22 protein-coding genes are annotated in these 24,527 nt (G+C 56.0%); 16 read left to right on the top strand and 6 right to left on the bottom strand.

Annotation, left to right across the window (positions count from 1 at the left end):
• Position 1: 1 nt before the first annotated feature.
• Both ACZ5EH_RS01350 and ACZ5EH_RS01345 read right to left on the bottom strand, forming a co-directional pair.
• Positions 2–805 (bottom strand): ABC transporter permease, encoded by an 804-nt coding sequence (locus ACZ5EH_RS01350; protein WP_464276351.1) that lies wholly within the window; start codon positions 803–805, stop codon positions 2–4.
• Positions 802–1,485, bottom strand: coding sequence for an ABC transporter ATP-binding protein (locus ACZ5EH_RS01345; RefSeq protein WP_464276350.1), 684 nt, complete (start codon positions 1,483–1,485; stop codon positions 802–804). The genes ACZ5EH_RS01350 and ACZ5EH_RS01345 overlap by 4 nt, the downstream gene beginning before the upstream one ends.
• Positions 1,486–1,543: 58 nt before the next feature.
• Here ACZ5EH_RS01345 and mutL point away from each other — a divergent pair, with 58 nt between their 5' ends.
• From mutL to ACZ5EH_RS01330, 3 genes are all read left to right on the top strand, one after another.
• Positions 1,544–3,574: a DNA mismatch repair endonuclease MutL gene (gene mutL / locus ACZ5EH_RS01340; protein ID WP_464276349.1), complete on the top strand. Its 2,031-nt coding sequence runs from the start codon at positions 1,544–1,546 to the stop codon at positions 3,572–3,574.
• Between the two features lie 644 nt (positions 3,575–4,218).
• Positions 4,219–5,541, top strand: a complete 1,323-nt coding sequence (locus tag ACZ5EH_RS01335) for a methyl-accepting chemotaxis protein (protein WP_464276348.1) — start codon at positions 4,219–4,221, stop codon at positions 5,539–5,541.
• Positions 5,538–5,768 (top strand): hypothetical protein, encoded by a 231-nt coding sequence (locus tag ACZ5EH_RS01330; protein ID WP_464276347.1) that lies wholly within the window; start codon positions 5,538–5,540, stop codon positions 5,766–5,768. Before ACZ5EH_RS01335 ends, ACZ5EH_RS01330 begins: the two co-directional genes overlap by 4 nt.
• A gap of 109 nt (positions 5,769–5,877) precedes the next feature.
• Here the strand turns inward: ACZ5EH_RS01330 and rfaD are convergent, their stop codons facing one another.
• The 4 genes from rfaD to ACZ5EH_RS01310 all read right to left on the bottom strand — a co-directional run bounded on the left by rfaD (position 5,878) and on the right by ACZ5EH_RS01310 (position 9,853).
• Positions 5,878–6,846 carry an ADP-glyceromanno-heptose 6-epimerase gene (gene rfaD, locus ACZ5EH_RS01325; protein ID WP_464276346.1) on the bottom strand — a complete coding sequence of 323 codons (969 nt, stop codon included), beginning with the start codon at positions 6,844–6,846 and terminating at the stop codon, positions 5,878–5,880.
• 113 nt (positions 6,847–6,959) lie between these two features.
• Positions 6,960–7,664 (bottom strand): YkgJ family cysteine cluster protein, encoded by a 705-nt coding sequence (locus ACZ5EH_RS01320; RefSeq protein WP_464276345.1) that lies wholly within the window; start codon positions 7,662–7,664, stop codon positions 6,960–6,962.
• Between the two features lie 2 nt (positions 7,665–7,666).
• The gene (locus tag ACZ5EH_RS01315; protein ID WP_464276344.1) at positions 7,667–9,061 is read right to left on the bottom strand and encodes a protein kinase domain-containing protein; all 1,395 of its coding nucleotides are present in this window, start codon (positions 9,059–9,061) and stop codon (positions 7,667–7,669) included.
• Between the two features lie 36 nt (positions 9,062–9,097).
• A complete protein-coding gene (locus ACZ5EH_RS01310; RefSeq protein WP_464276343.1) occupies positions 9,098–9,853 on the bottom strand; it encodes a metallophosphoesterase family protein in 756 nt (251 codons plus the stop codon).
• A 102-nt stretch (positions 9,854–9,955) separates the two neighbouring features.
• Between ACZ5EH_RS01310 and ACZ5EH_RS01305 the strand changes: the two genes are divergently transcribed.
• The 13 genes from ACZ5EH_RS01305 to ACZ5EH_RS01245 all read left to right on the top strand — a co-directional run bounded on the left by ACZ5EH_RS01305 (position 9,956) and on the right by ACZ5EH_RS01245 (position 24,513).
• Positions 9,956–10,705 carry a response regulator transcription factor gene (locus ACZ5EH_RS01305; RefSeq protein WP_464276342.1) on the top strand — a complete coding sequence of 250 codons (750 nt, stop codon included), beginning with the start codon at positions 9,956–9,958 and terminating at the stop codon, positions 10,703–10,705.
• Positions 10,706–13,006 (top strand): sensor histidine kinase, encoded by a 2,301-nt coding sequence (locus ACZ5EH_RS01300; protein ID WP_464276341.1) that lies wholly within the window; start codon positions 10,706–10,708, stop codon positions 13,004–13,006. It abuts the gene before it with no gap.
• A gap of 173 nt (positions 13,007–13,179) precedes the next feature.
• On the top strand, positions 13,180–14,946 hold the full coding sequence (locus tag ACZ5EH_RS01295) for a two-component system response regulator (protein ID WP_464276340.1): 1,767 nt from the start codon (positions 13,180–13,182) through the stop codon (positions 14,944–14,946).
• Between the two features lie 104 nt (positions 14,947–15,050).
• Entirely contained in the window at positions 15,051–15,830 is a 780-nt protein-coding gene (gene fliR / locus ACZ5EH_RS01290; protein ID WP_464276339.1) for a flagellar biosynthetic protein FliR, read from the top strand.
• Positions 15,831–15,849: 19 nt separating this feature from the next.
• Positions 15,850–16,920, top strand: coding sequence for a flagellar biosynthesis protein FlhB (gene flhB / locus ACZ5EH_RS01285; protein ID WP_464276338.1), 1,071 nt, complete (start codon positions 15,850–15,852; stop codon positions 16,918–16,920).
• 47 nt (positions 16,921–16,967) lie between these two features.
• Positions 16,968–19,073 (top strand): flagellar biosynthesis protein FlhA, encoded by a 2,106-nt coding sequence (gene flhA, locus ACZ5EH_RS01280; RefSeq protein ID WP_464276337.1) that lies wholly within the window; start codon positions 16,968–16,970, stop codon positions 19,071–19,073.
• Positions 19,063–20,178, top strand: a complete 1,116-nt coding sequence (locus ACZ5EH_RS01275) for a flagellar biosynthesis protein FlhF (protein ID WP_464276336.1) — start codon at positions 19,063–19,065, stop codon at positions 20,176–20,178. Before flhA ends, ACZ5EH_RS01275 begins: the two co-directional genes overlap by 11 nt.
• A 67-nt stretch (positions 20,179–20,245) precedes the next feature.
• Positions 20,246–21,073, top strand: a complete 828-nt coding sequence (locus tag ACZ5EH_RS01270; RefSeq protein WP_464276335.1) for a MinD/ParA family protein — start codon at positions 20,246–20,248, stop codon at positions 21,071–21,073.
• Entirely contained in the window at positions 21,015–21,812 is a 798-nt protein-coding gene (locus tag ACZ5EH_RS01265) for a FliA/WhiG family RNA polymerase sigma factor (protein WP_464276334.1), read from the top strand. The genes ACZ5EH_RS01270 and ACZ5EH_RS01265 overlap by 59 nt, the downstream gene beginning before the upstream one ends.
• Positions 21,813–21,995: 183 nt before the next feature.
• Positions 21,996–22,706 (top strand): flagellar basal body-associated FliL family protein, encoded by a 711-nt coding sequence (locus tag ACZ5EH_RS01260; protein WP_464276333.1) that lies wholly within the window; start codon positions 21,996–21,998, stop codon positions 22,704–22,706.
• A 1-nt stretch (position 22,707) separates the two neighbouring features.
• Complete coding sequence (locus ACZ5EH_RS01255) at positions 22,708–23,028, top strand: hypothetical protein (protein WP_464276332.1); 321 nt, start codon at positions 22,708–22,710, stop codon at positions 23,026–23,028.
• Positions 23,029–23,048: 20 nt separating this feature from the next.
• Complete coding sequence (locus ACZ5EH_RS01250; protein ID WP_464276331.1) at positions 23,049–23,579, top strand: hypothetical protein; 531 nt, start codon at positions 23,049–23,051, stop codon at positions 23,577–23,579.
• A 58-nt stretch (positions 23,580–23,637) separates the two neighbouring features.
• Positions 23,638–24,513, top strand: a complete 876-nt coding sequence (locus ACZ5EH_RS01245) for a hypothetical protein (protein ID WP_464276330.1) — start codon at positions 23,638–23,640, stop codon at positions 24,511–24,513.
• Positions 24,514–24,527: the final 14 nt, after the last annotated feature.

Genomic DNA, 24,527 nt, shown 5'->3' with positions numbered 1-24,527 from the left:
ACTAGCGCCGGTTTGCGCCATGTTTCGGTTTTAGTAACAGGTTTTGTCCGACGCCGAAGCAACGTTTTCGAGTCAATTTGAGCACCAGCAATGATGACAGCGCCGTTGAACCCACAAGCATGAGCATGACAACGATCTGGTAGCGTACAGCCAGCATCGGGTCTGCCCCTGCCAATATTTGCCCGGTTGCCATACCCGGGATGAAAACCACACCTACGCCCATCATGGAGTTGATGGAAGGAATCATGCCGGCGCGCATGGCCTCGGCCATGATTTCACGGCTGGCTTCCTCGTAATCCGCTCCCAGACATAGCCGCATTTCCACTGCAGCGCGTCTGTCGCGCAATCCAGTGAACAGTCGCTCCAGGGAAATGGCAAGGGCGTTCATTGAATTGCCAACGACCATTCCGCCAAGGGGGAGGAAATACTGTGGTTTCCACCACGGCTCGGCCTGAATGACCAGGCCGGTAACGAGCACGGCTACGATGCAGTAGCCGGCGAGCATGGAGAGAAAGGTGGCGCCCATATAGGGCACATCTTTTTCATTGACCCGTGTGCTCACTATCCGAGCTGCAAAAACTATCATAATCACGAAAACGGCAAGCACAAGGGGGGCGGAGTTCCATTGAAAAAGCAATACCAGGGCGTAGCCCATGACGAAAAGCTGCGCAAAGGTGCGGATGGTGCCGATGACAAGGTCGCGCCCCAGACCGAGTCGGTAGATCAGGGATGCGCCACCTGCCGCTGCAATGAACACCAGGGCAAGGGCAAGTTGCCAAAAACTTATGGGTGCAGCGGCGTTCATTTGAGTTCCTCAGGTACGGAAGGTGTTTTGCCCAGGTGGACGACATGGTGCTCCGCCGGCAGCAAAGGGGCATCGGTATGGCTGACCAGCACCACAGTGATTCCCCGTTCCTTATGGGCGCGCAGGGTTTGTTCCTCCACAACACGACGGCTGTCGGGGTCCAGCGCGCTTACTGGTTCATCCAATAGCAGGACGGTAAGGGGGAGAAACAGGGTGCGGGCCAGGCAAAGTCGCTGCTTTTGCCCAACAGATAAGGTCAGCCCGTTGTCATCCAGTGAAACGCCCTGCAACAAAAGCGTATCGAGCGCATCACGCAGGGCGCTGTCCGTGGGTCTGGTCAGGTGTGTGTTGGCCTTGAAGGTAAAAGGCAGCAGCAGATTATCCCGAACACTTGCGTCAAGCACCGCAGGTGTTTGCTGCAGGTAGCCAACCTTTGCGCGGAGCTGGGGTGGTGGGATAGCCGCAAAAGGGCGGCCTTCAAATGCCAACGAGCCTTGGGTTGGCTCTTCCAGCCGGACAAAAAGCCTGAGTAGGGTGGATTTACCAGCACCGGAGGGGCCTTCAATCCTGATAAAGGCGCCTTTTGGGATGCGCAGAGAAAGCCCTGAGAAAAGCATTGCCCCCCCTGGGTGTGCGAATCCGAGCTTGGCTGCTTCGAGCACTGCGCCGTCTTGCGTCATAATCACCCCGGTTTGGATTATGTTGAGGGGGCTGCGCTCCTATAGTAAGGGTATTCTCATGAAAGGCAATTCTTCTGTTGATGATAATAATGCGCGGATGGCGGAAAAAGTTGCTGCCCGCCCTATCAAGTTGCTGCCGCCGGAACTGCGCAACCAGATCGCGGCCGGCGAGGTTGTGGAGCGCCCCTCCAGTGTGCTGAAAGAGTTGGTGGAAAACAGCCTGGACGCTGGCGGCACCAGCCTGCACATACAGCTGGAGCGCGGGGGGCAGGGTCTTATCATGGTGCAGGACGACGGTATGGGGCTGGGGCGCGACGAGCTCGAGCTTGCCGTGACGCGCCACGCCACAAGCAAGCTTGCAAGCATAGAGGACCTGAACGCCATTGCCAGCTACGGGTTCAGAGGCGAAGCCCTGCCCAGCATCGCTTCGGTTTCGCGCTTTTCCATGACGGCGGCGCGCGCCGCACAGGTAACGGGGGCTTCCGAAGCCTGGAAAATTGATGTGGAGTACGGGAAAGTCGCGGAAATCGGGCCTGCCGCCCTCAGTCAGGGGGCGCGGGTCGAGGTGCGTGATCTGTTTTCCAATGTTCCTGCCCGTCTGAAATTCCTGAAGACCCATGCCACGGAGATTTCCCGTTGCCAGGAGGCTTTGTTTCGGCTGGCGCTGACGCGACTTGACGCGGGCTTTGTTTGTGAATCAGGGGGGCGAGAGGTTTACCGCTTCACCAAGGGGCAAACCCTTGCGGAGCGGTTGGCGGTGGCGTGGCCGCCCCAGGTTGTGGAGGGGCTGGCGCCATTCGATCACATAGCCCACACCATTGAAGACGGTGAGGCCAGGGTGCATGGCATGGCGGGCGACCCTGCCAGAGCCCAAGGGCGTGGATCCCGCATCCTGCTATATGTCAACGGGCGCGCTGTGCAGGATCGCGTGCTGTTGCGCGCCGTGCAGGAAGCCTACAAGGGGCGGCTTTTGTCTCGCGAATATCCGCAGGCGGTGGTCTTTTTGGAACTGCCCCCTGACGCCGTGGATGTGAACGTGCACCCTGCCAAGGCTGAAGTCCGATTTCGTGATGAGCGCGGGGTTTTTTCTCTGGTGCGGCGGGCGCTGCTGGAGGCAGTGGACCGCATGGCCCCGGCTGCTTTCTCCTCCGGAAGCAAGGCCTTTCCCCAGGAGTCATACCCTGGTGTGCCCCCCGAGAGACAAGAAGGGCGGCCTTCAACGCAGATGCCAATGCAAGATCGGGCAAGGCCCGCCTCCACAGGAAACAGGGGTGGGGGGTACACGCTCAGGGAAAGCGCGACGCCATCTGTGGACGCCATTTTAGGGGGCGGTGCGCAACCACCGCGCCTGGAAGATGTGCTGGAGCAGCCGCCTCCGCAAAAAAACAAAAGCGAGCAGCATACGCTGGATATTGCTCCTCCAGCATTCCTGAGAGATGGAGAGCCCGGGGAGCACGAAGAACAGCAGCACGCGGGCGGTTTCCGTCTTTCGCAGCAAAGGCAAGACGTGACCAGGGAATACCGCATTCCCACAAAAGAAGGCGCCACTTTGAGTTATGTGGGGCGGCTGGCCGACAGCTACCTTATTCTCAAGGTAGGGGAAGGTGCGCTTGCCCTTTTGGACCAGCACGCTGCCCATGAGCGGGTGTTGTATGAGAAAATGCGCAGTCAGGGGCGCAAGGGAAATTCGCAACTGTTGGCTCTTCCGCTCCAGCTCCCCATGCACCAGAGCGAAGCCGAGCGACTGCGCGAGTTGGCGCCCGAACTGGAACGCCTGGGTTTTTCATTCAGCCTTGATGCGGGAGTGCTCAACGTGAGCGGTGTGCCTGTGCAGCTGAACCAGTCGCAGGCCAAGGATTTTTTGCGCGAGGCCCTTTCCGGACAGGCTGACGGGCTTGAGGAGTTGTGGAAACTGATGTCCTGCAAGACGGCCATCAAGGCGGGACAGCCCCTTGCAGATGACGAGGCGCGCCATTTGTTGGAGGAGTGGTGCGCTCTTGATGCACGCCATTACTGCCCCCATGGTCGTCCGGTGCTGATTTCCTGGAACGTTGGCGAGTTGGAAAAACTGTTCAAACGGCGCGGCTGAACGTAGTAAGACTGCGTCTGGGTGTAAAATGTTATTTTTTTGGTGTGGGTGATGAGTGTAATGCTCTTTAATCTCTGTTTCTCGTAGTTAAATAGTTTGCCCTGTTCTTCTCGTCTTTTTTCTGCGGAATTATTATAATAAAAATTTTTTCAGCATGTGTAAATATGGTGCATTTTACAAATTAAAATGCGCCAGTTGCTGCATTTTAATTGCTGAGAAAACAATGAATTTGAGAGTCTCAAAAATACTGTTTTATGTGCTAGCTTGTGTAGTCAATAGTGTCTTGATTTCGGATAAGAGGGCGCAATTAGTCTAAATAATGAAAATAATGTGCATCTGTGTGATACCAGATTGTATTCAATTGGTTGATATGATTTGTTCCACAGTACTATTTATGTGTGTTGTTCCTCCTCTGGTTTTTGAATGCTGTTCAAAAATGTTGAGCTATTTTTTAACAGTATTTTACGTCTATCTATAAGTTGTTTCTATTGTCGAATTTGATTATGGTATAACCACACTTTTTGCAATTTATTGACGTTCAGGATGGGGTGAAGCCATGTTGGATGTGAGGGCCAACGAGGTGGCAGGAATCCGCCGGTATTTTTGCATGAGCCTTGATCATGCGTGATGAGAAAGAGGGGAACATGATGAAATCATTGTTAACCGCCTTGTTTGGGGCACTGGTTTTAACGACCGTCTCTTGTATAGCCTTTCTGGCGGGAGGGGGAGGGCAGACAGCAATATGGGGCGTGGCCCCGGCAATTGTCGCCCTGATTATCCTCATTGTCGCCATTAGCATGGTTGTGCGACGCCAGAAACAGGAAGCCGCTGCAGCACAAGCTGCAGAGGACCTGACGGCAGGCAAACAAGTGGACATGGATGCCCTGCGCGCAGCGGGAGCCCTGGGAAAGTGCGCAGAAGCCCTGGTTCAGGAAGTGCGGCGGCAGCAGGGGCTTATACAAGGTGTGCTGGTGGGATTGCCCATGCCGTATCTGCTGACGGACACGCAGGAACGCATCACCATGACCAACCAGGAAACCATGGACATGCTCGAGATAGACGGCAAGCCGGAATCCCAATACGGGCGCACCCTTGCCGAGGTGTTTTATAACGACTCCACACGCCAGACCGCGGTGGGCAAAGCCATCAACAACGGCCAGGTATTCAGCAACCTGGAGGTCACCATAGCAGGACACAAAGGGGGGCAGCGTCACGTACTCGCCAATGTCTACCCTATTTATGATCTGGATAAAAAATGCGTTGGCGGGTTTTGCCTGTACTTGGACATGACCAAGCTCAAGGAAAAGGAACAGGAGATCTGCAGCCAGAACGAGCTCATCGGCAGGGCGGCCTCCCGAGCCACCGCCGTTGCAGAGAGCATGGCTTCCGCCTCGGATGAACTGGCCGCTCAGGTGGAGCAGACCCGCGTATCTTCTGAACAGCAACGTGAGAGCACAACAGATGCGGCCAGCGCCATCGAGCAGATGAGCGCTTCCATCATGGAAGTTGCGGGCAATGCCCGTGAAGTGACCGAACTGGCTGATTCTTCCCGGGCCAAGGCAAGCGAAGGCGCGGCAGAGGTGGAGCGCACGCGCAAGGTCATTTTAGGCATGCGCGATGAAGCCCAGACTCTGATGCAGGACATGGAAGGGTTGGGAGAGCAGGCCAACGAAATCGGCAAGGTGCTCAATGTCATTAACGACATTGCCGACCAGACCAACCTCCTGGCCCTCAATGCTGCCATCGAGGCGGCCAGGGCCGGTGAAGCCGGCCGCGGTTTTGCCGTGGTGGCGGATGAGGTGCGCAAGCTTGCCGAAAAAACCATGCAGGCCACCAAGGAAGTGGGGGGCGTGGTCCAGGCAATTCAGGCCAGCGCGGCGCAAAGCAAAACCTCAACAGAATCCGTTGTCGCTTCCGTTGGACAGGGGGTGGATTCCGCGAAACCATTGGCCAGATTCTGGAGATGATTGAACAGACGGCAACACGCGTACGCGGCATTGCAGAGGCTGTCGATCAGCAATCAGAAGCCAGCGACCAGGTGGCTTCTTCTACCCACCATGTGCAGGCCGTTGCCCAGGAGACCGCCAGCGCCATGGACGAGTCTGCCAAGGCTATTACTGAACTGGCGCGTATGGCTGGAGAACTCAAGGAAGTCATTTCGGAGATGAAAGCTTCCGAGGCCTGCGAGTCGTAGCCACGTCCTTTTTCCTTGCAATCTCGGCAAATAAAAAACCCCCGGCTTTTCGGGGGTTTTATTTTTTCGGCTGAAGCGGAAACGATCTCGCCGCGTTTGGGGGATTGGCTTACAGGTAGGGATCTTCCGCAGCCAGATAATTCTGGACGTAATCCTTTACACCGTCTTCCAGAGACGTAAAGGGCGTATCATATCCAGCGGTTGTCAGGCGCTCCATGATGCTTTCCGTAAAATGCTGATATTTCTCGCGCAGGGTCTCAGGCATCTCTATGTAGTCGATCTTGGCGGACTTGTTCATGGCTTTGAATACGGCTTTGCCCAGTTCGTTCCAGGTGCGTGCCGTGCCGGTGCCTACGTTGAACAGGCCGTTGGCTTGCGGGTGTTGCAGTAGCCACCACATGACGTCCACGCAGTCTTTCACGTAGACAAAATCCCGCTTTTGCCCCCCGTTGGGGTAGTCCTTGCGATAGGACTTGAAAAGTTTGAGCCGCCCTGTTTCGCCGATTTGGGAGAAGGCTTTGCAGATAACGCTGCGCATGTCTTCTTTGTGATATTCGTTCGGGCCGTATACATTGAAGAACTTGAGCGATGCGATTTGTTTCAGGACGCCAGCCTGCTGCGCCCAGAGATCAAAAAGTTGTTTGGTGTAGCCGTACATATTCAGCGGCTTCAATTGCAGCATGGACTCCACGTCGTCCTTGAAGCCTTGCTTACCGTCCCCGTAGGTGGCTGCGCTGGATGCGTTCAGGAAACGCGCCTCGTGTTCAAGGGCCCATTCGCAGAGCAGGCGGGAGTATCGGTAGTTGTTCTCCATCAGAAATTCCGCATCGGTTTCCGTGGTGGAGGAACACGCGCCCATGTGAATGACAGCGGTGGGCTTTGGGGCTTTGTCTGACCCTACCAGCTCCAAAAAAGCGGTGCGGTGCAGATAGTCGCTGTAGCGCCTGTTGACCAGGTTTTTCCATTTTTCGGAGTGGCCGAGGTTATCAACGACGAGGATGTCGCTGATGCCCATCTCGTTGAGTTTCCAGACCATGGCGCTGCCGATGAAACCAGCGCCACCCGTGACTATATACATGTGTGGCTCTCCGGGGCTTGGTGTTAGCTAAGGTGCGGGCCAGAAAACGCTCTGGCAGGCAATCCAAAATAGCCAAGGCGGGCCGGCTGCGTCAAGGTGCCTTGTAAAAAAAGCTATCTTCTTTGGGGAATTCTGGCCAATCTGGGTGTATTGCCTTCCTTGACCAGGCGCAAACCGTAAAAGGAAAGACTCATGCGCATGGGGCGGCCAAAAAGAAACATTGTCATATCGTTTCGCGATGCAGGGGCGCAGGCTTGCAGTCTCCTGGTAAAAGCTTCGCGCCAGGAGGCATCGCGAGAGAGAATTTCCAGCACGGCGGCCTCGTGTTCTTCGCCGGGGGATTGGAGCGCCTGCTCTATGGCGTGAGCCAGCAAATCATAAGAACACTGGCGTTCGTGTACCATGGCAAGCTCCAGGGCTGCGCTGCCAAGGGGCAGAATATCCGTGCGCTTCAGGCGCCCCTTGTCGTAGATGGTGGTCAATGCTTCGGGGCTCCAGCAGGCCAGCACTCTGCATTCCAGCGGGCGGTTGGCGTATATGCCGCAGGATTTGTCCTCAGCCTGAAAAAAGAGGCAGGCTTGCTCGTTTTCGGAACTGGGGCGCAGTTTTACCATTTCTTCGGTCAAGGCGCGCACCTCGCCGGCAGGTTGATCCCATGCAGGTTCACCTTTGCGCAGGGTCTGCAGACACCCGGTATCCAAGGGGGCGCTTACGCCTCTGAATGTTGCAAACAAGGGAATATCTTCGGTGTGCAGCCCAGGGCCGCCTTTTGCGCAACAGGTGCCGCAACGCAGGCATTCGTCTTGAACAGGGGGCATGGTTACTCCTTGTTGCTAACAGCCCTGACCCAGGCGGGACAGGTAAAATCCTGCCAGCCTATGAACCCGAGTCCGGCGTTCAAATGCCAGGCCGCCACATAGCTGCGACGGTCAGCGCTCCAGAGCAAGCGTTGGCGTGTGGAAAAAAGCCCTGGCAGGCAGAATGTGTGCGTTTCCTCTGGGGGCGTTATCAGGGTGGCCAGCTCCTCTACAGTGGGGAGCCGCCAATTGTCGCGCCCGCCATAATGACGCGCGTTCAGGTCCTGAATGTATTCGTGGGCGCGTTGCCATGTGCAGGGCCAGCGAGAGCCCTCCCGCTGCCAGGCTAACCCTGAGGAAGGTGCATGTAAGAGGGGCGCGTCAGCATTGGAATCCATTTCCAGGAATCGGACGCCTCCAGTCAGGGGGCGCCCCAGTGAATCCAAGGTAAACGCTTCGGACACGGCAATGGGGCCGGTTTTTTGCGGTGTGCTGCGCAATTTGCCAGAAGCTGCGTTGCCCTCAGGTACAGGGCAGAACGTTTCGAGGTCTTCGTCATCCAGGTGGCAGACAGAGTCCAATGCGCCTTGCCATGCCTCGTAGAGAGAATGCAGCGCAGTGGCCATTGCTTCGGCAGAAGCAAAACGCCTGTCAGGGGCAGGAGCAAGGGCTTTTCGGAAAAACGCCTCCCAGTCGCGCTCCATGCCGGCGGGGGGAGAGGTCTCGGCGAAAACAGGAGCACCGTCCTGGATGCCGCCATCCGGAGGCAGCAGGCCGGTGAGCAGGCGAAAAAGCAGAACGCCCACGGAAAAAAGATCGGCGCGGCCATCTGCGGCTTCGGGGTCCGCTTCCTGCTCGGGCGATGTGTAATAGGGGGTGCCTACCTTCATGGTGGCCGGGCCTGTCGGCGTTTGCTCCCCGCGCAGTCGGGACAAACCGAAATCTATGAGCCGGATGCTTTCGTCAGAGGTGAGCAGCAGGTTGTAGGGTTTGATGTCGCGGTGCACAACGCCTTCGGCGTGCAGCCTGCCCAGGGCGTCCAATGTTTGCAAAACATAGGACATGGCCTTGTCGGGCCAGATGCGGCGGGTTGGTTCTTCCACCCGGTAGCTTTCACCGATGGCGGCCCCGAGGTTTTCGCACGCGTACTCCATAACGAAAAAGGGCAACCCCTCGTGACGATCGAAGTCCCAGACACGGGCAATATTGGGGTGATCAATAGCGGCCATTGTCCGGGCCTCGTGCAGGAAGCGGCGTTCGAGTTCGGCCATATCGAGAACATCCTGCAAATGATCCACGGGCCGCAGCAGCTTCAGCGCAACCATGGCGCCTATTTCCGGGACGCGCGCCTTGTATACCTGCCCCATGCCGCCGCGCCCCAACATGCCGCATATTTCGTATTTACCGATACGTTTCATGATATCTTTTACACAGCTTTTGCCTGAACACCCTTGTCAGAGTAATCTTCTGGCGTATTGTTCAGGAAGTCCCTTGGCGATGATCTTGTCCACGGCGGTGTGAACGTCATACGGGATATAACGCACCTCAAGCAGGTGCTTCTTTGGATCCCAGAGCACGTACTTTGCGTTGTTGTCGCCGTCTCGTGGCTGCCCCACACTGCCGACATTTACGATGTGGCGGGCAGCAGGGTCCAGGGTGTAGTGCCCCTGTTCTATGATTTCCCGAGTGGCGACTCCCTTATCCGGTCCGCTTGCCGGCATGGAAACGAGGGCAAGCTCGTGGGTATGCCCAAGAAAACAGATGCGCCCCATGGTGTGTTCGAAAAGTTGAGGCAGTTCCTCGTCTTCGAGTTCGAAAAGATACTTTTTTGCGGAATCAGGCGGGGTGCCATGCACGAAGTAGCAGTTATGCAACGGGGGCGTATCAGGGGCATGGTACAAGGACAGTGTTTTGAAATATTCCAGGGTTTCCTTGGAAAGCATGAGGCGGGTCTTGTTGATAGCCTTGAGCGCCTGAGGGTTGAACCAGGCGCGCTCCATGGCTTTCAGGCACCCCAGTTCGTGGTTGCCCAGCACCTGCCGGATGCCGCGCTCTCTGAGAATTGCGACCACAGCTTCAGGGTCTGCGCCATACCCCACGGAATCCCCGCAGGAAAAAATCATCTCGGGGTTGTGGGCGTCAATGTCCTTGAGCACGCTTTGCAGTGCTTCAAGGTTTGCGTGGATGTCCGAAATCACGGCAATGGTCATGATTCTCATAGTGTAACAGGCTTCGCCTTCGTGAGGAAGAGGCTCTTCAATGGTGGCGAAGAAGCCGGAAAACGCGTAATGGCCGGGCAAAAGGAGGACGCTATGCCGCGCGCAACCATTTTGGTCGTCGAGGACGACGCCGCCATGCTGAGCGGCTTGTTGGACGTCCTTGTTTTCAATGGATTTGAAACAGAAGGCGCCGAGGACGGCGCAAAAGGCTTGGAACTGGCCCTTTCCGGACGTTTCGATCTGGTGCTTTTGGACGTGATGCTGCCTGAAATGGACGGGTTTTCCGTGCTCCGGGCCTTGCGCGAAAAACGCCCCATGCAGCCTGTGCTGATGCTGACGGCTAAAGGTTCTGAAGACGATGTGCTCGAGGGGTTTAATGCAGGGGCTGATGACTACATCTGTAAGCCTTTTTCCCTGCGTGAGCTCATGGCCAGGGTGGAGGCCGTTTTGCGACGTAGCGGCAAGCCTCCTGAAATGGCGGCTCTTACGTATATGGGGCTACGCTTCAACCCCACCACGCTGGAAGCCTGTCACGAAGGCGCTGACGAAGAAGAGGAAGGGGAGTGCATTTCCCTCACCCGGCGGGAGCTCGACATTGTGGCCTATCTTTGCGCCCAAAGGGATCGCATTGTCAGCAAAAAGGAGCTGCTGACCAGGGTCTGGCATTATGCTGACGCTGATATAGAGACCCGCACCGTGGATATTCACATTCAGAAATTGCGCAAGAAACTGTCCCAACTCATTGGAGAGCGGCAGATGATCCTTACCGTTCGCGGAGAAGGCTACAGGCTGGCCTCCGAAGAAGGCGAGGAATGTATGACGCCGCAGGGAGAAGACGACTAGGTGCGCAGACTCAGACTGTATATTTTGCTTTTCGGCGTGGCTTTGGCGCTGCCGCTGGGGTATCTGGTGCTGCGTACGCACCATAGCCTGGAGCGTGAGGAAGAAGCGGAGCTGCGTTTCTTTGCGGAAACGCTTTTCGATGCCATGGAGCAGGAGCTGGCGCTTTTTGTCCGCATGGAGGAATTGCGCCCCATTGATGCCTACACCACGCCCCATGGCCCTGGTGGGCAAACCGGTTCTTTTGGAGCGTCTGCCGCCAGGGATGGCAATATGGGGATTGTGGGGTATCTGCAAAACAATCCGGATGGCTCGTTTTTGGCCTGGACTGAGCAGGAAGGGTTATTTGCGGGGGATGTCTGGTTGCCCGGGGGCGTAGATCCGGGAGCTTCCCGCCGTCTGGTGGCGCTGGAAGAGGTGAACCGGCGTTTCAATGCTGTTCGCAAGGAAACCGTCCCTGCTTTCGAAGGACCGGCACTGGACAGGCAGCCGCCCCATGGCGAAGGGCCTTTTGCCTTTGAGCAGGCCCCACCGCCGATTATTTTGGAGGAGCCCGGCGCAAAGCCTTTTGGGTTTGAAGCAGGTATGGCGAGCAGTTCAGGTGAAAAGAAGTTTGTTGAGAAGAATCTTCCGCCGGATCCGCCGCGTGCAGGATCACCGCCTGCCCCCCGTAAAAGCGACCAACAGGCAGATGAGCAGGGCACCGTTGCTGACAGATATCTGGACCAGCGCGCCAGGAAATTGCAGGCAAAGCTGGGTGAGAGCAAAAGTCGTGTGGAGCGCTTGACCCCGCAACAAATGCTGAACCTGGATCCGTTTTTGTTGCGTGATGAGAACAAGCGCAACGAAGTCTCCAAGGCTTTGGAGGAAATATCCAAAAGCGAAGCCGCCCGTGACGATGATGCGGATACTGAAAGGCGGGAAGCGGGGGAGCCGGTTCCGTCTGCGGCGGTTGAGGCGCAGAACGAGGATACCATGCGCTACTCCCTGTCCAACGGGGACAGGCGCGGTATGACAGAGGAAAGTGAAAGTGCGCCGGTGCCTGAAGAGGAAACGTATGAATACGCCTACAATGAAGGCGTCTATCCGCGGGGGGCCCTGGTGGAAGGGGTGGAGTCTCCTGCCGAATACCCTGTGTCGCTGCAGGCGGAAGTAGACCCCATGCAATCCCTGCTGGTGGGCAAGGAATGGATATACCTTTTCCGCCGCATCGTTATCGAGCGCCGCATCTACCGCCAGGGCCTGGTCATCGATGCTGTCCCATTTCTGGAGCATATGCTGCGGGAGCATTTTTCCGGGCAGCCCATGGCGCGTTTCGCCCGGTTGGAGCTTGCCGTTGTTGATCCCGGCGCGGCAGGTGTTCCTGAAGGGGGGGCTCTGGCCAAGGTAGTGGCAGGGGCGAAGGTTGATGGCCCAATGGGGAGTATGCGACGCTCCTTTGCCCGGCCTTTTCCTTTTTTGACGGCCACGCTCACCTGGGATGAACTCCCCCCGAGTCCAGCGCGGAATACCCTTGCCCTGGTTTCGGGGGTGCTGGCGTTGATAATGTTGGCCGGACTCTACGCCATCTACCGCAGTGCGCGGGTTGCCCACGAACATTCCGAGCGCAGAACAGGGTTTGTCTCCGCTGTCACCCACGAACTGAAGACACCTCTGACCAACATTCGCCTTTATGTGGAAATGCTAGAGCAAGGTATGGCCAGCGATTCACAACGCAGAGCCCGCTATTTCCGCATTCTTGACTCCGAGACAGGGCGCTTGTCCCGCCTTATCCAAAACGTGCTCGAATTTTCCAAGCTCGAGCGCAGACAGCGACGGCTCAATCTGCAGGAGGGCGACCTGGTTGCCTGCGCCCGGGAAGCAGTGCTCCTGATGCAGGAAAAAATGACACAGGAAGGCTTTATCCTGCATTTTGAGGCTGATGCAGTGGTCGACGCCCGTTTTGACAGGGAGGCCATGCTTCAGGTGCTTTTGAACCTGTTGGAAAACAGTGTGAAGTTTGGCAAGGAAACTGAAGAAAAGGAAATTACCCTGCGCATACGCAAGCAGGGGCGGCAGGTCCGATTGGAAGTTTCCGATACGGGGCCTGGCATCACACGTCAGGCCTTGAGAAAGGTTTTTGATGATTTCTACAGGGAGGACAACTCCCTGACCCGCAAGACGCAGGGGACGGGGATCGGCCTTGCCCTGGTGCGTCGTTTTGTGGAGGCCATGGGCGGTGAGGTTATGGCCCGCAACAATCAAGGCGCGGGCTGTACCATCGTGGTCACCTTGCAGGGGGTGGAGGCAAAACCGCAAACTTGATCTTGCAACAGGTAGTACAGTTATTCTAAAAGAGGGATGTTCAGGAAGGTGGCTGCATAAAAGGGAATTATAGATGCCCTTCTGAATAATTAATCAATCTGGCTTATATTTCTGCCTGTTGTGTTGATTCATATAGCTGCTTGGGGTATATCTCCCAAATAGGGGAGCGATGCTTGCAAGACATTATTGATATTCTCATAGTGGATGACGAAAGGGTCAATCTGATTCTTCTCGATGGCATCCTGAAAAAGCTCGATGGCGTAAATGTCGTCCAGGCGTCTTCTGGTCAGGAGGCGCTGGAGCTCGTGATGAAACACGACTTTTCGGTCGTGCTTCTGGACATCATGATGCCTGACCTTGACGGCTTCCAGGTGGCGGAAATTCTCCGCAGCAATGAGAAAACCCAACATCTCCCCATCATTTTTGTCACCGCGATCAACAAGGAACAACGCCACGTTTTCAAGGGCTATGGTTTAGGCGCTGTGGACTATCTGTTCAAGCCGGTGGAGCCCGAAATCCTCAAGGGAAAGGTCAAGGTTTTTGTGGACCTGCATCGCAAGAAACGCTCCCTGGAAGAAACCACCACCCAGCTTGAATTGACGGTGTCGCAGCTACGCAAATCCCAGGAAGCTCTAAAGCATCAGGCCTTGCATGATCCGCTTACCGGTCTGGCCAATAGAACCTTGTGCCTGGATCGCATCCGTCAGGCCATGGAGCGCTCGCAGCGCAGGGAAAACTATTTTTTCGCCGTAGCATTCCTGGATGTTGACCGCTTCAAGGTCATCAACGACAGCATGGGGCACGCCTTTGGCGACAAGGTGCTGCTCCGTGTGGCCGAAGAACTGAAGACCTGCGTTCGCGGGCTGGACACGGTTTCCCGCTACGGGGGGGATGAGTTCGTTCTGTTGATGGAGGAATTGGTCTCGCCCAGGGAAGGCGTCAATACCGTGCGCAGAGTCCGTGACCTGTTTATCGATCCCTTGATCATAGACGGGTATGAAGTGAAGCTCACCTGCAGTGTCGGGGTTGTGCTTTCACCGCAGGACAACAAGCAGCCCGAAGAGCTCTTGCAGAATGCGAATATCGCCATGCACCGGGCCAAAACCGGTGGCCGGGACAAGCTGAAGATATTCAATTCGCGCATGTTGGATGAAGCCATACAGCAGATGTTCATGGAAACGGATCTGCGCAAGGCCATCACCAACAACGAATTTTATCTGGAGTATCAGCCCATCGTCTCCCTGGAAGATGGCAACCTGCGCGGTTTCGAGGCGTTGCTGCGCTGGCTGCACCCCAAAAAGGGGTTGATTTCTCCAATGGATTTCATTCCCATGGCCGAGGAGACGGGGCTTATTCTGCCGATTGGGCGTTGGGTGCTGCAACGCGCCTGCATGACCATGGCGGCATGGCGCAGGGCCATGCCCGATGCCAATGGCCTGTTTTTGTCCGTCAACATTTCCGGCAAGCAGTTCTCACAGCCTGATCTGTTGGACCTGGTGAAACGGGCCCTGGACGAATCGCAAATTCCGCCTGAAATCCTGCGGCTTGAAATAACGGAAACCGCGATCATGGAAAATGCGGCCTATGCCGTGGAGCGTCTGACCAAGCTGAAGAACGCCGGCGTGGGCATCAGCATAGACGATTTTGGCACCGGGTACTCTTCCATGAGTTATTTGCAGCGTTTTCCGCTGGATGCTTTGAAGGTGGACATCAGCTTCATACGCTCTCTTGACCAAAGGGAAGAAAACAAGGCCATTGTCAAAGCCATTGTGAATCTTGCCCATACCCTGAATTTGAAGGTCATTGCAGAAGGGGTGGAAAAGAATTCGCAGCGTGACTATCTTGTCGACCTGGGATGCGAGTTCGGCCAGGGGTATATGTATGCGCGCCCCTTGGGTGAAGAAAAGGTCATAGAGATGATCCTCAAGTCGGAATCCTGACGAGTTTTTCTCCCCGCTCCGCTTCTTTTTTTGTTCCCGCACTGCCCGTACCCCGCCCTTGGCTGCACCGCATCAATTGGCCCGCATATTGCTTTTCGCGGGGCATGGAGCTGTTCAATTTTGACCCCACATATTTTTTGAGCTTTCTGCTCACCCTTCTCCGGGTGAGTCTTATCTTTTTTCTCCTGCCATTTTTCGGGGGCAGCGCCATTCCCAGAACAGTAAAAGCCGCACTGTGCATTATGCTTACGCTGGCCCTGTTCCCGCGGTTGTCGTTTCCCGGCTCCATGATGCCCGCCAATGTCCTGGCCGTGATGGTGATGATTCTGAGCGAACTGGTGTTGGGGCTGGTGCTGGGGCTGGTGGTAAACTTCATCTTTGCAGCCGTGAGCACCGGTGGTCAGATAATCGGTTTTCAGATGGGCTTTGCCATGGTCAACATTGTCGACCCTGACACAGGCACGTCGCAGGCCGTGACGGCGCAATTTCTCTACATGATAGCGATGCTGACCTTCCTTTCACTGAACGGGCATCTGTACTTGCTGCAAGCTCTTACGCTGTCTTTCAAGTTTGTGCCTCCAGGAGGGCTGATGCTGAGTCAGGCGTTGGTGGACAACGTGATGGATTTTTCCAGCGAGATGTTTGTTTTGGCCGTGCGCATCGCCGCACCGGTCATGGCGGCGTTGTTCATGGTGGACCTGGCCCTGGCGCTTATAGGCCGCGCCGCCCCGCAAATGAACATCCTCATGTTGGGCTTTCCCATCAAGATCAGCGTCGGCTTTTTCTTTCTGGGCATCGTGTTCACTTTGCTGGCCATGTATATCAGGGATTTTATTCTACGATTCGACGAAATCTTCAGCTTTTTGCTGAACGCAGCGTCATAACCGCACGAGGGTCTGCAAGATGCCGCAGAATGATCCGAGTAGAACTGAAGATCCTACCCAAAAACGGATAGACAAAGCCCGCAAAGAGGGCAATGTCGCGAAATCGCAGGAAGTCTCCAAAACATTCGTTGTTTTGATTGGGCTTATCGCGTTGTGGCTCTATATTGAATATATCGGCGCCGACATCCGCAGTCTTTTCCGTTTTTTCATTTCAGAAAGCTTTGCCATGGAAGTCTCCAAGCAGGGGATTTACGAATTGTTCCAGTTCGTTTCCTTTGAACTGGCCAAAATGGTTCTGCCCGTAGTTCTCGCTGTTGGAGTGGTTGCGTTCATCAGCGTTCGCGCCCAGGTGGGAGATTTGTGGGCTCCCAAGGTCTTTTCTCCAAAATTCGGCAAAGTGCTCAACCCCATTGGCGGGCTGAAAAAGCTGATGCTGAATCTGAACACCCTGGTGCGTCTGGGAAAAAGCATCTTGCAAGCTGCAGCCATAGCCATTGCTCTCTATGTTGTGATGAAAAAGGAGATGCTTAGCCTTGCGCCGCTTTTTTATACGGATGCGGCGGGTCTGGCCTCCTTTATTCTCCATACGGGTATGACCATGGTGCTTTACGCGTTGGTGCCCATGCTGATCATCGCCGTGGCAGACCTCTGGTATACGCGCTGGGATTACAACGAGAACCTGAAAATGACCAAGGACGAGGTCAAGGACGAGCGCAAACAGGTGGAAGGCGACCCCGCGGTCAAGGCGCAGCAGAGGCAAAAGATGATGGAAGTCATGGCACGCCGGATGATGCAGGACGTACCCAAGGCGGACGTTGTCATCACCAACCCCACGCACATTGCCATTGCCTTGAAATACGACCCGCAAGAGGCGCCGGCGCCGATTTGCCTGGCCAAGGGCGTGGACAGGGTTGCTGAGAAAATCAAGGAGATTGCGCGGGAAAACAACGTGCCCATCCGGGAGAATAAACCTCTGGCACGCGCTTTGTATAAGAGTGTGGAACTGGGCGAATCGATTCCCGAAGATCTGTACAAGGCGGTAGCCGGAATCCTCGCACAGCTCTCTAAATTCAAGAACAGGCAGCGTTAAGCAGTAGAGCACAGCACAGGAAATAATCAGGAAGAGGTGTCAAAATAATGGCTGATACGACAGCGCCAACGATGAATTACGAGCGGTTTGCCAAACAGGGAGATATTCTTCTCGCTGGCGGCGTTGTGCTCATCCTCTTTGTGATGCTGATACCGCTGCCTACGATTTTCCTGGATATGATGCTGTCATTAAGCATTTCTCTTAGCCTCGTGGTGCTGGTAACCGCCATGTTCATGACCAGCCCCATGGAATTCTCCATTTTTCCATCACTGTTGTTGGTTTTAACCATGCTGCGTCTGGCCTTGAACGTTGCCTCAACACGACTGATTCTGCTGCACGGTGAAGGGGGGCCATCCGCGGCCGGGCAGGTCATTCAGGCGTTTGGTGAGTTTGTTGTCGGTGGTAACTACATCATCGGTATTGTCATCTTTTTCATCCTCTTCACCCTGAACAAGATCGTTATCGTTGCCGGTACAACGCGTATTGGTGAAGTTGCTGCACGCTTCACCTTGGACGCCATGCCCGGTAAGCAGATGGCCATTGAAGCCGACCTCAACGCCGGCCTGATTACAGAACAGGAAGCCACGGCCAAACGCGAGCAGATCCGCAAGGAAGCAGACTTCTACGGCGCCATGGACGGTGCGGGCAAGTTCGTTCAGGGTGATGTGAAGGCCGGCCTGATCATTACCATCATCAACGTGGTGGGTGGTATTCTGCTGGGTACGCTGCAGAAGGACATGACCTGGGCGGAAGCCGCCAACACATTTACGCTGTTGACTATTGGTGACGGTCTCGTCTCCACCATTCCTTCGCTGATCGTGTCCACGTCAGCTGGTCTCATCGTCTCCCGCTCGGCCTCCGAGGCCAAGATGGGTGAGGAATTCATCGGTCAGCTTTCCTACAACTCGCGTTCACTCAAGCTGGTCTCCGGTGTGCTGGTTGTCTTCGCCATTGTCCCCGGCATGCCCACGATTCCGTTTCTGGTCTTTGCCGCACTGCTTTTTATTGCTGCCAGAATGGTCGGTGATGGCAAACTCGCGGCAAATGAGGCTGCAGTCCAGGCGGAAAAGGCCAAAAAGGACGCGCCTTCCCTGGATTCTCCGGAAGAGGTGCAGGCGCTGCTCCCCCTGGATATGCTGGAGCTAGAAGTCGGGTATGGCCTCATTCCACTGGTGGACGAAGAGCAAAACGGCAATTTGCTGTCGCGCATACGCTCCATCCGGCGACAGTTCGCCCTGGATATGGGTGTGGTGGTTCCCTCGCTGCATCTGCGTGACAACCTGCAACTCAAACCTGGGCAATACTCCGTGCTGGTCAAGGGCAACGAGATCGCCTCTGCGGAAATTCTTATCGACCATTGTCTGGCAATGGATCCGGGCGACGTCAAACACCGTATCAAGGGTGTTGAAACCCGTGAGCCGGCCTTCAACCTGCCTGCGCTGTGGATTCCTGAGGCGCAGAAAGAGGAAGCCATGCTTGCAGGCTATACGGTTGTGGATCCATCGACGGTCATTGCCACTCACTTGACGGAAGTCTTCAAGCGTCAACTCCATGAATTTCTGGGCCGTCAGGAAGTGCAAAGCCTTCTGGACAACCTCGCCAAGAGCGCGCCCAAGGCGGTGGAAGAGCTCGTTCCCGGCACCCTCAGTCTTGGACAGGTGCAGAAGGTGTTGCAGAACCTGGTGCGCGAAGGCGTCTCCATCCGCGACCTGCTGAGCATCGCAGAAGCGCTGGCCGACCTGGGGAACGGTATCAAGGATGCGGATCAGCTCACGGAATATGTACGTGAGCGCATGGCCCGGACCATTGTGAAACCGTATCTTGACCAGAATGGGGCGCTGCCCATCATTACCCTGGACCACACGGTTGAGCGCGCCATTCAACAAAGCCTGCGCCAGACGGATCACGGCGCCTACATGGCCATGGAGCCGAACATGGCGCAGAACATGATAAGGAAGATAAACGAAGCCGTAGAGAGCGCAGTGGTTGCGGACGGGCAACCCGTGTTGCTTACCTCGCCCGTGTCGCGGCCGCATCTGGCCCAGTTGCTGCAGCGGTTCATCCCGACGCTGCCGGTCATCTCGCAGGCAGAGATTCCACCGGACATCCGCCTGCAAAGCCTGAAAAACGTGGTGATTGACAATGCGGGTTAAAACGTATCGTGGAGCGAGCACAAACCAGGTGCTTGCACGGATCAAGGACGAATTAGGTGCGGACGCCGTTATCCTGGGCACCAGGAACTATGAAGAAGACGGCGCTACTGTGGCCGAGGTGACGGCCGCGTTGGAAGATCCCGCTCCCAAGAAGTCTGCTGGTGCATGCAGAGCAAGTGGCAACGGCTCCTCGCCCGGTTCCGGCTCGAACGGGAGCGGCGTACCGCCGGCGCCCGAATCCTGGGGGCAATGGCACAAGGAGTGGAGCCGCATTAAAGAGCATCTTTCCGCTCTGCTCAGGCCCCAGCTCGATTTCTCCCAACTGGCGCCAATCCAGCGTCAGGCCCTGGAATACCTGGAACGCGAAGGTGTGGACTGCGACGTAGTTCTGGACATATTCACCACCCTTAAAGGGAGCCCGAAATGCTCGGTGCTGGTGCCCTTGGAGAAAAATGTAGCGGTCAAGCCCTGGTCGCACAGGCAATGGCCAGAGCGCTACCATGCGGTTGCCGGCCCGTCAGGCGTTGGCAAAACCATGGCGCTCTTGCGCATGGCCCTGGAGCGCAAACGCGAAAGCGATGGCGCCAGGATATGCCTTGTGAACGCCGATGCAAGACGTATGAAAAGCAAGGTCGTGCTCAAGCATTATGCCGAACTGGCAGGCCTTGACTATTACGAAATCAAGGAACCGATAGACGCTGCCAAGCTGGTGGCCGAATCGGACAATTGGGACCTGGTGCTTGTCGATCTCCCCGCTGTGGAGCGCGGCAGCACGCTGGACGAAATGTTGCAGGAATTGGGACTGGACGCAGTGGAGGGCCTGCGCGTGCATCTGACGCTGTCTCCCCACTTCGCCCCGGCGCAGTTTTCAGGCATACTTTCGCAGTACCGTTCAGACAAAGCTGCAAGCCTGGTCTGGACGAAACTCGACGAGACCTATAGTTACGGAACCATGGTCAACACGGCATGGGCCACTGGCCTGCCCTGTTCGGCGTTGTCTTTCGGCGCCGCCATATCGGGCAGTATGATGCCTGCCAGGCATCTTGAGCTGTGGCGCATGTTGTTCAAGCATCAGCTCCCTCAAGAGGAGCAGAAAGCGGCATGAACATAGCGGGGGCAACACCGTTGGCCGGATATTCCCAGGCCACGTTGCAAAAAGGAGCACTTATCTCATGAGCTCGGATATGCCTCTTGTTTTTTCCATGACCTCCGGTAAAGGGGGCGTGGGCAAAACCAATCTCTCTGTCAATCTGGCCTATAGCCTGAGCGCGGCCGGCAAGCGTGTTGTACTGCTGGATGCGGACCTCGGCCTGGCCAATGTCGACGTCATGTTGGGCGTGGCGCCGTCCATGAACCTTTTCCACCTGTTTCACGAAGGAATGGGGATCAAGGACGTGCTCTTTGAGACGCCTTACGGCTTCAGCATCCTGCCCGCCTCTTCGGGTGTCAGTGAAATGCTTTCCCTGGATACGGGGCAGAAGCTCGACCTTCTCGAAGCCATGGATTTTCTCGAAGACCGTGTCGATTATCTTATAGTAGACACGGGGGCTGGCATAAACGATAGTGTTGTGTATTTTAATTTGGCGGTACAAGAGCGCGTCGTGGTCATGACGCCAGAACCGACGTCGTTGACCGACGCGTACGCCCTGATAAAGGTCTTGAAGCTGCAACACGGGGTGGAGCGGTTCAAGGTGCTGGTGAACATGGCACCGGACGTCAAGGCCGCCAAGGAAGTTTTCTTAAGATTGCATCAGGCTTGCGAGCATTTCCTGGACGGGGTATCCCTTGACCTCCTGGGATTTATACCGCAAGACCCTCAGGTGAAGCGAGCGGTTGTCAGGCAGGTGCCGTTTACGCGAATGGACCCCTCGAGCCCGGCCAGCAAGGCTGTTGCCGAGGTGGCGAAAAGGATTCAGACCTGGCCAGTGGCCTCGAACCTAGATGGAAACATCAAGTTTTTCTGGAAAAAACTCCTCTTCCAGCATGAACCCGTGGGATAAACTGAACACGGGGGAAGTGAGCTGGGACGACTTCGACTCCCGCGACCGTCAGGAGATCGTCAAGCACTACGCGCCCAAGATCAAGTATCTGGCATTGCGCATGAAAGCCAAATTACCGCGCAACGTCGAATTGAATGACCTGATCAGTGCTGGGACGCTGGGGCTTGTGGAATCGCTCGGCAAATTCAATCCGGAGCTCGGCATCAAGTTTGATACTTATGCCGAAAACCGGATCAAAGGCGCCATGCTTGACGAGCTGCGACGGATGGACTGGTTTTCCAGAGGGCTCAGGCAAAAGGTCCGTACCCTGGAAGACGCCATCCGCCGCTATGAAAACCAGCACGGCCGCTCCGCAAGCGAGGAAGACCTCCAGAAAGCAACGGGTCTGAGTGAGAAGGATGTTCGCTCCGGCCTTGAAGCCCTGCAAAACCAGCTTTGTCTGAATCTGGATGCAATCCAGGATACGTTTTCCTCGGAAAGCCAGTCCCATGTGGACAACGAGCCCTTCAAAACCACAGCACTGCAGGAAATAGTGGACAAGGTAGCCGGGCTCATAGACAGCCTTACACCGCGCGAAAAGATGGTCATGTCCCTTTATTACGGGGACGAATTGAATATGAAAGAAGTGGCCGAAGTCATGGGAATCACCGAAGGACGGGTTTCTCAGCTGCATTCCCAGGCCATGGGCAGGCTGCGGCAGAAATTTACCGATCTTTATGGCACTGAAGGCGTTGTTTAAGGCGACGCCACGTACTTTGCCCGGATGGTGATGCCGTAACAGGCGTGCTATAAGCAACTGTGACTGCACCGCTGCCGGAATGTTGACGCCTTTCTGCGCTTACCTTCCAGGGGCAACAGGCACGCGACGGCATCCGTTTTCGATCACCTCCTTCCAGGTCCCGCCGGCCTGCATGAGGCGCTTATGCTCTGGCTTTTGGCCGACGAATCCCTAGATGAATCCCAACGGGAAAAAGCCCTTCTCGATGCTGAAGAGCTGAAGGAGGATGACCTCAGTCTCGACCAGGACAAGGTCGAACTGGACCTCGACGACGCGCCTTTTCTTGACGAGGAAGAAGAGGAGGAAGAGGAGGAGGTCGAAGAGGAGGTTGCCGAGGAAGAGGCAGAGCAGAAAAAGAAGCTTGATATCAAGGCGCTGCTTCGCGACAAGCGTGTGGTTTTTGGCGGCCTTGGCGGCTTGCTTCTGCTTATAGGCATCATCGTGGCCATATTGCTCTGGCCTTCCCCAAAAGAAGCGCCGCCTGTACCTGAGGTTCCGGAGGCCCCGGCGCCAGCTACTGCCCCTGCGGAGGAAGAGCCTCCGCCTCCTGCGGAACATATCATTGCTTTCAAGCCGTTTTGGGTTGAGCATGTTACCGAGGACGGATCTGTCAGGCTGTTGTTCTTCAAGTTCTCCGTTGTGACACAGAACGAAAAATTGGCCTGGGAGATATCGCACAAGACACTTGTGCTCCGGGACGCTGTCTTTTATTATCTCAAGAATAAGGATCTTAGTTTTCTTTCCGATAAGACCAATGCGGATCAGCTCAAGAAAGATTTGCTGTCCGTGGTGAATCAGTATCTTAATGTTGGCCAGGTGCAGGAGTTGCTCATAGAAGAATACTTGGTGAAGTGATATGTCAATCAATCTGGTTTTGATGCAGGTTCCCTTGGTAGGGGAAATAACCGGCGCCATACAGGGGCACCCTGAGGCGATGCAGGCCTATGCCGGAGAACATGCCAAGGAAGTGCAGAAAAAACAGCAGAGCCAGGTACAGAAGGTCCAAAAGGAAGACAAGTCCCGCGGTGTGAATCCGGACGGTGGGGGACAAGGGCAACAGGCAGCGCCCAGACGACAGCGGCAGGGCAGGGTCGTACAGGAAGAAGAGCAGGAAGAGCGCCCTCTGACCACCAAGGATGACCCCTGGTCGGGGCATATCCTTAACAAACGTATTTAGAAAAAGATCACCATACTATTATGACCGAGATGGCTCCCTGGCTGCTCATTGCCCTGACTGTTACGGAATTTCTTCTGTTACTGGTCGTTCTGCTTTTTTTCAAACGATTGAAGCGCTCCGAGGCTTTGCTCGAACAATTGCAGCAAAAGCAGCAGCAGTTTGTCGCAAAACTTGCCTTCAGCGCGGAGCTTGAGCAGGAACTGGTTTCCTCTTTTGATGAGCGGCAGAAGATTCTTGCTGACCTTGAACAGCGGCTTTCTGAGCGCAGCAAGGAGCTGGAAGACTTGCTCGAACGTAGTGAGCGTGCACGCCCCGCATCTCAAGGGCGCGCCACAGCGCAGCGATACGCTCCCGCTTCCAAACCCACGGGAGAGCGGGCTGTGTCCCGGCCGCAGTCTTCCAGGGCAAACAGCGCTCAAAATGAGGTTCCCGCCCGTCAGATCGTGCTCAAGGGACATGAGCGAGGCCTTTCTCCGCGTACCCTGGCGCAGGCCTCGGGCCTCAGCCTCGACGAAGTTGAATTGATTCTCCTGGAAGCAGGCCGCTCCTGAGATAACCGCCAGTGCCGTTGACCACCGGAGCGTTCTGGCTGTCAGCCCTACAATTGCCATGGAAATATTCGGATTCGGTTCAGGCTCTGGCGGATACGGCCGTCGCAATGATCGCCGCGAAGCCTTCAGGCGCAAGCATGTCGTTGGGCAGCGGGTAATCGGGATATTTGAACGCTGGCAAAGCGACAGCCTGGCCTGGGTTCAGGTCGACGGGCACCCCTTGCTTGCCCAATTGGGCGGTTCACCCCAGCCTGGTCAGCGACTCTTTTTCATCATCAAGGCCTTGCACCCGGATATTGTGCTCCAGGAATTTGTGCCGGAAACAGGCGGTTCCGGCGGTCTGGCCAATCATGCCCAGGTATTTTGGGATGCTCGCACCGGCTTTGAAACATTGCTGCTGCAACATGCGGATATATTGCTGGCGGCCAGCAGCCCCCAGAAGCGGAAGAAAAAATTTCAAGACATGCTGCGCGAGCAACCTGCTTTGGGTGCGAGCTACGCAAAGTTGCTGCAGTCGGTCGAAGGCGTGGACACCTGGCTGCATGCCCACGGCCAGGGGCGTCTGCTGCTTTTGCCCTGGCTTATGCCCAAGGCCAGAGAGCAGGAATTGTTGTTGGCTTCGGACACGCAAACGGCTGACCAGAACACTGGGTTGCGGCGTTTGATTTTCGCCTTCACTCTGCCTGCCATAGGTGCTTGCGAGGTCAGGGCTCTACTGCGTCCCCCGCAAGGGCGCTACAGGATTTTTCTCGAACGCATGGAGCATGCCGCCCGTGTGCAGGAACAGTTGGCCGGAATGTTGCGCCCCGTGGCCGGTTGGGAGCTGGAAGCCGGCGGGGTGGGGCAGTTGCAACCTGGCGTGCGAGGGGTTATAGCGCCCCTCTTGCGCCTGGAAGCCGAACGCAGCGTGCCGCGGTTTTCCACGCGTGTTTGAGCATTAGTTTCAGA

It is taken from the genome of Desulfovibrio biadhensis, assembly GCF_055388615.1.
Note: the sequence above shows the minus strand (reverse complement) of the source record. Positions and strands in the feature narration are given on the sequence as shown.

What these genes read in the sequence shown, in the direction of transcription:
- mutL (WP_464276349.1), top strand. Translation starts at nt 1,544, where the DNA reads ATGAAAGGCAATTCTTCTGTTGATGATAATAATGCGCGGATGGCGGAA.
- rfaD (WP_464276346.1), bottom strand. Translation starts at nt 6,846, where the DNA reads ATGTATATAGTCACGGGTGGCGCTGGTTTCATCGGCAGCGCCATGGTC.
- fliR (WP_464276339.1), top strand. Translation starts at nt 15,051, where the DNA reads ATGGAGCTGTTCAATTTTGACCCCACATATTTTTTGAGCTTTCTGCTC.
- ACZ5EH_RS01330 (WP_464276347.1), top strand. Translation starts at nt 5,538, where the DNA reads ATGATTGAACAGACGGCAACACGCGTACGCGGCATTGCAGAGGCTGTC.
- ACZ5EH_RS01265 (WP_464276334.1), top strand. Translation starts at nt 21,015, where the DNA reads ATGGAAACATCAAGTTTTTCTGGAAAAAACTCCTCTTCCAGCATGAAC.
- ACZ5EH_RS01335 (WP_464276348.1), top strand. Translation starts at nt 4,219, where the DNA reads ATGATGAAATCATTGTTAACCGCCTTGTTTGGGGCACTGGTTTTAACG.
- flhB (WP_464276338.1), top strand. Translation starts at nt 15,850, where the DNA reads ATGCCGCAGAATGATCCGAGTAGAACTGAAGATCCTACCCAAAAACGG.
- ACZ5EH_RS01310 (WP_464276343.1), bottom strand. Translation starts at nt 9,853, where the DNA reads ATGACCATTGCCGTGATTTCGGACATCCACGCAAACCTTGAAGCACTG.
- ACZ5EH_RS01305 (WP_464276342.1), top strand. Translation starts at nt 9,956, where the DNA reads ATGCCGCGCGCAACCATTTTGGTCGTCGAGGACGACGCCGCCATGCTG.
- ACZ5EH_RS01260 (WP_464276333.1), top strand. Translation starts at nt 21,996, where the DNA reads ATGCTCTGGCTTTTGGCCGACGAATCCCTAGATGAATCCCAACGGGAA.
- ACZ5EH_RS01315 (WP_464276344.1), bottom strand. Translation starts at nt 9,061, where the DNA reads ATGAAACGTATCGGTAAATACGAAATATGCGGCATGTTGGGGCGCGGC.
- ACZ5EH_RS01320 (WP_464276345.1), bottom strand. Translation starts at nt 7,664, where the DNA reads ATGCCCCCTGTTCAAGACGAATGCCTGCGTTGCGGCACCTGTTGCGCA.
- ACZ5EH_RS01255 (WP_464276332.1), top strand. Translation starts at nt 22,708, where the DNA reads ATGTCAATCAATCTGGTTTTGATGCAGGTTCCCTTGGTAGGGGAAATA.
- ACZ5EH_RS01245 (WP_464276330.1), top strand. Translation starts at nt 23,638, where the DNA reads ATGGAAATATTCGGATTCGGTTCAGGCTCTGGCGGATACGGCCGTCGC.
- ACZ5EH_RS01250 (WP_464276331.1), top strand. Translation starts at nt 23,049, where the DNA reads ATGACCGAGATGGCTCCCTGGCTGCTCATTGCCCTGACTGTTACGGAA.
- ACZ5EH_RS01270 (WP_464276335.1), top strand. Translation starts at nt 20,246, where the DNA reads ATGAGCTCGGATATGCCTCTTGTTTTTTCCATGACCTCCGGTAAAGGG.
- ACZ5EH_RS01345 (WP_464276350.1), bottom strand. Translation starts at nt 1,485, where the DNA reads ATGACGCAAGACGGCGCAGTGCTCGAAGCAGCCAAGCTCGGATTCGCA.
- flhA (WP_464276337.1), top strand. Translation starts at nt 16,968, where the DNA reads ATGGCTGATACGACAGCGCCAACGATGAATTACGAGCGGTTTGCCAAA.
- ACZ5EH_RS01275 (WP_464276336.1), top strand. Translation starts at nt 19,063, where the DNA reads ATGCGGGTTAAAACGTATCGTGGAGCGAGCACAAACCAGGTGCTTGCA.
- ACZ5EH_RS01350 (WP_464276351.1), bottom strand. Translation starts at nt 805, where the DNA reads ATGAACGCCGCTGCACCCATAAGTTTTTGGCAACTTGCCCTTGCCCTG.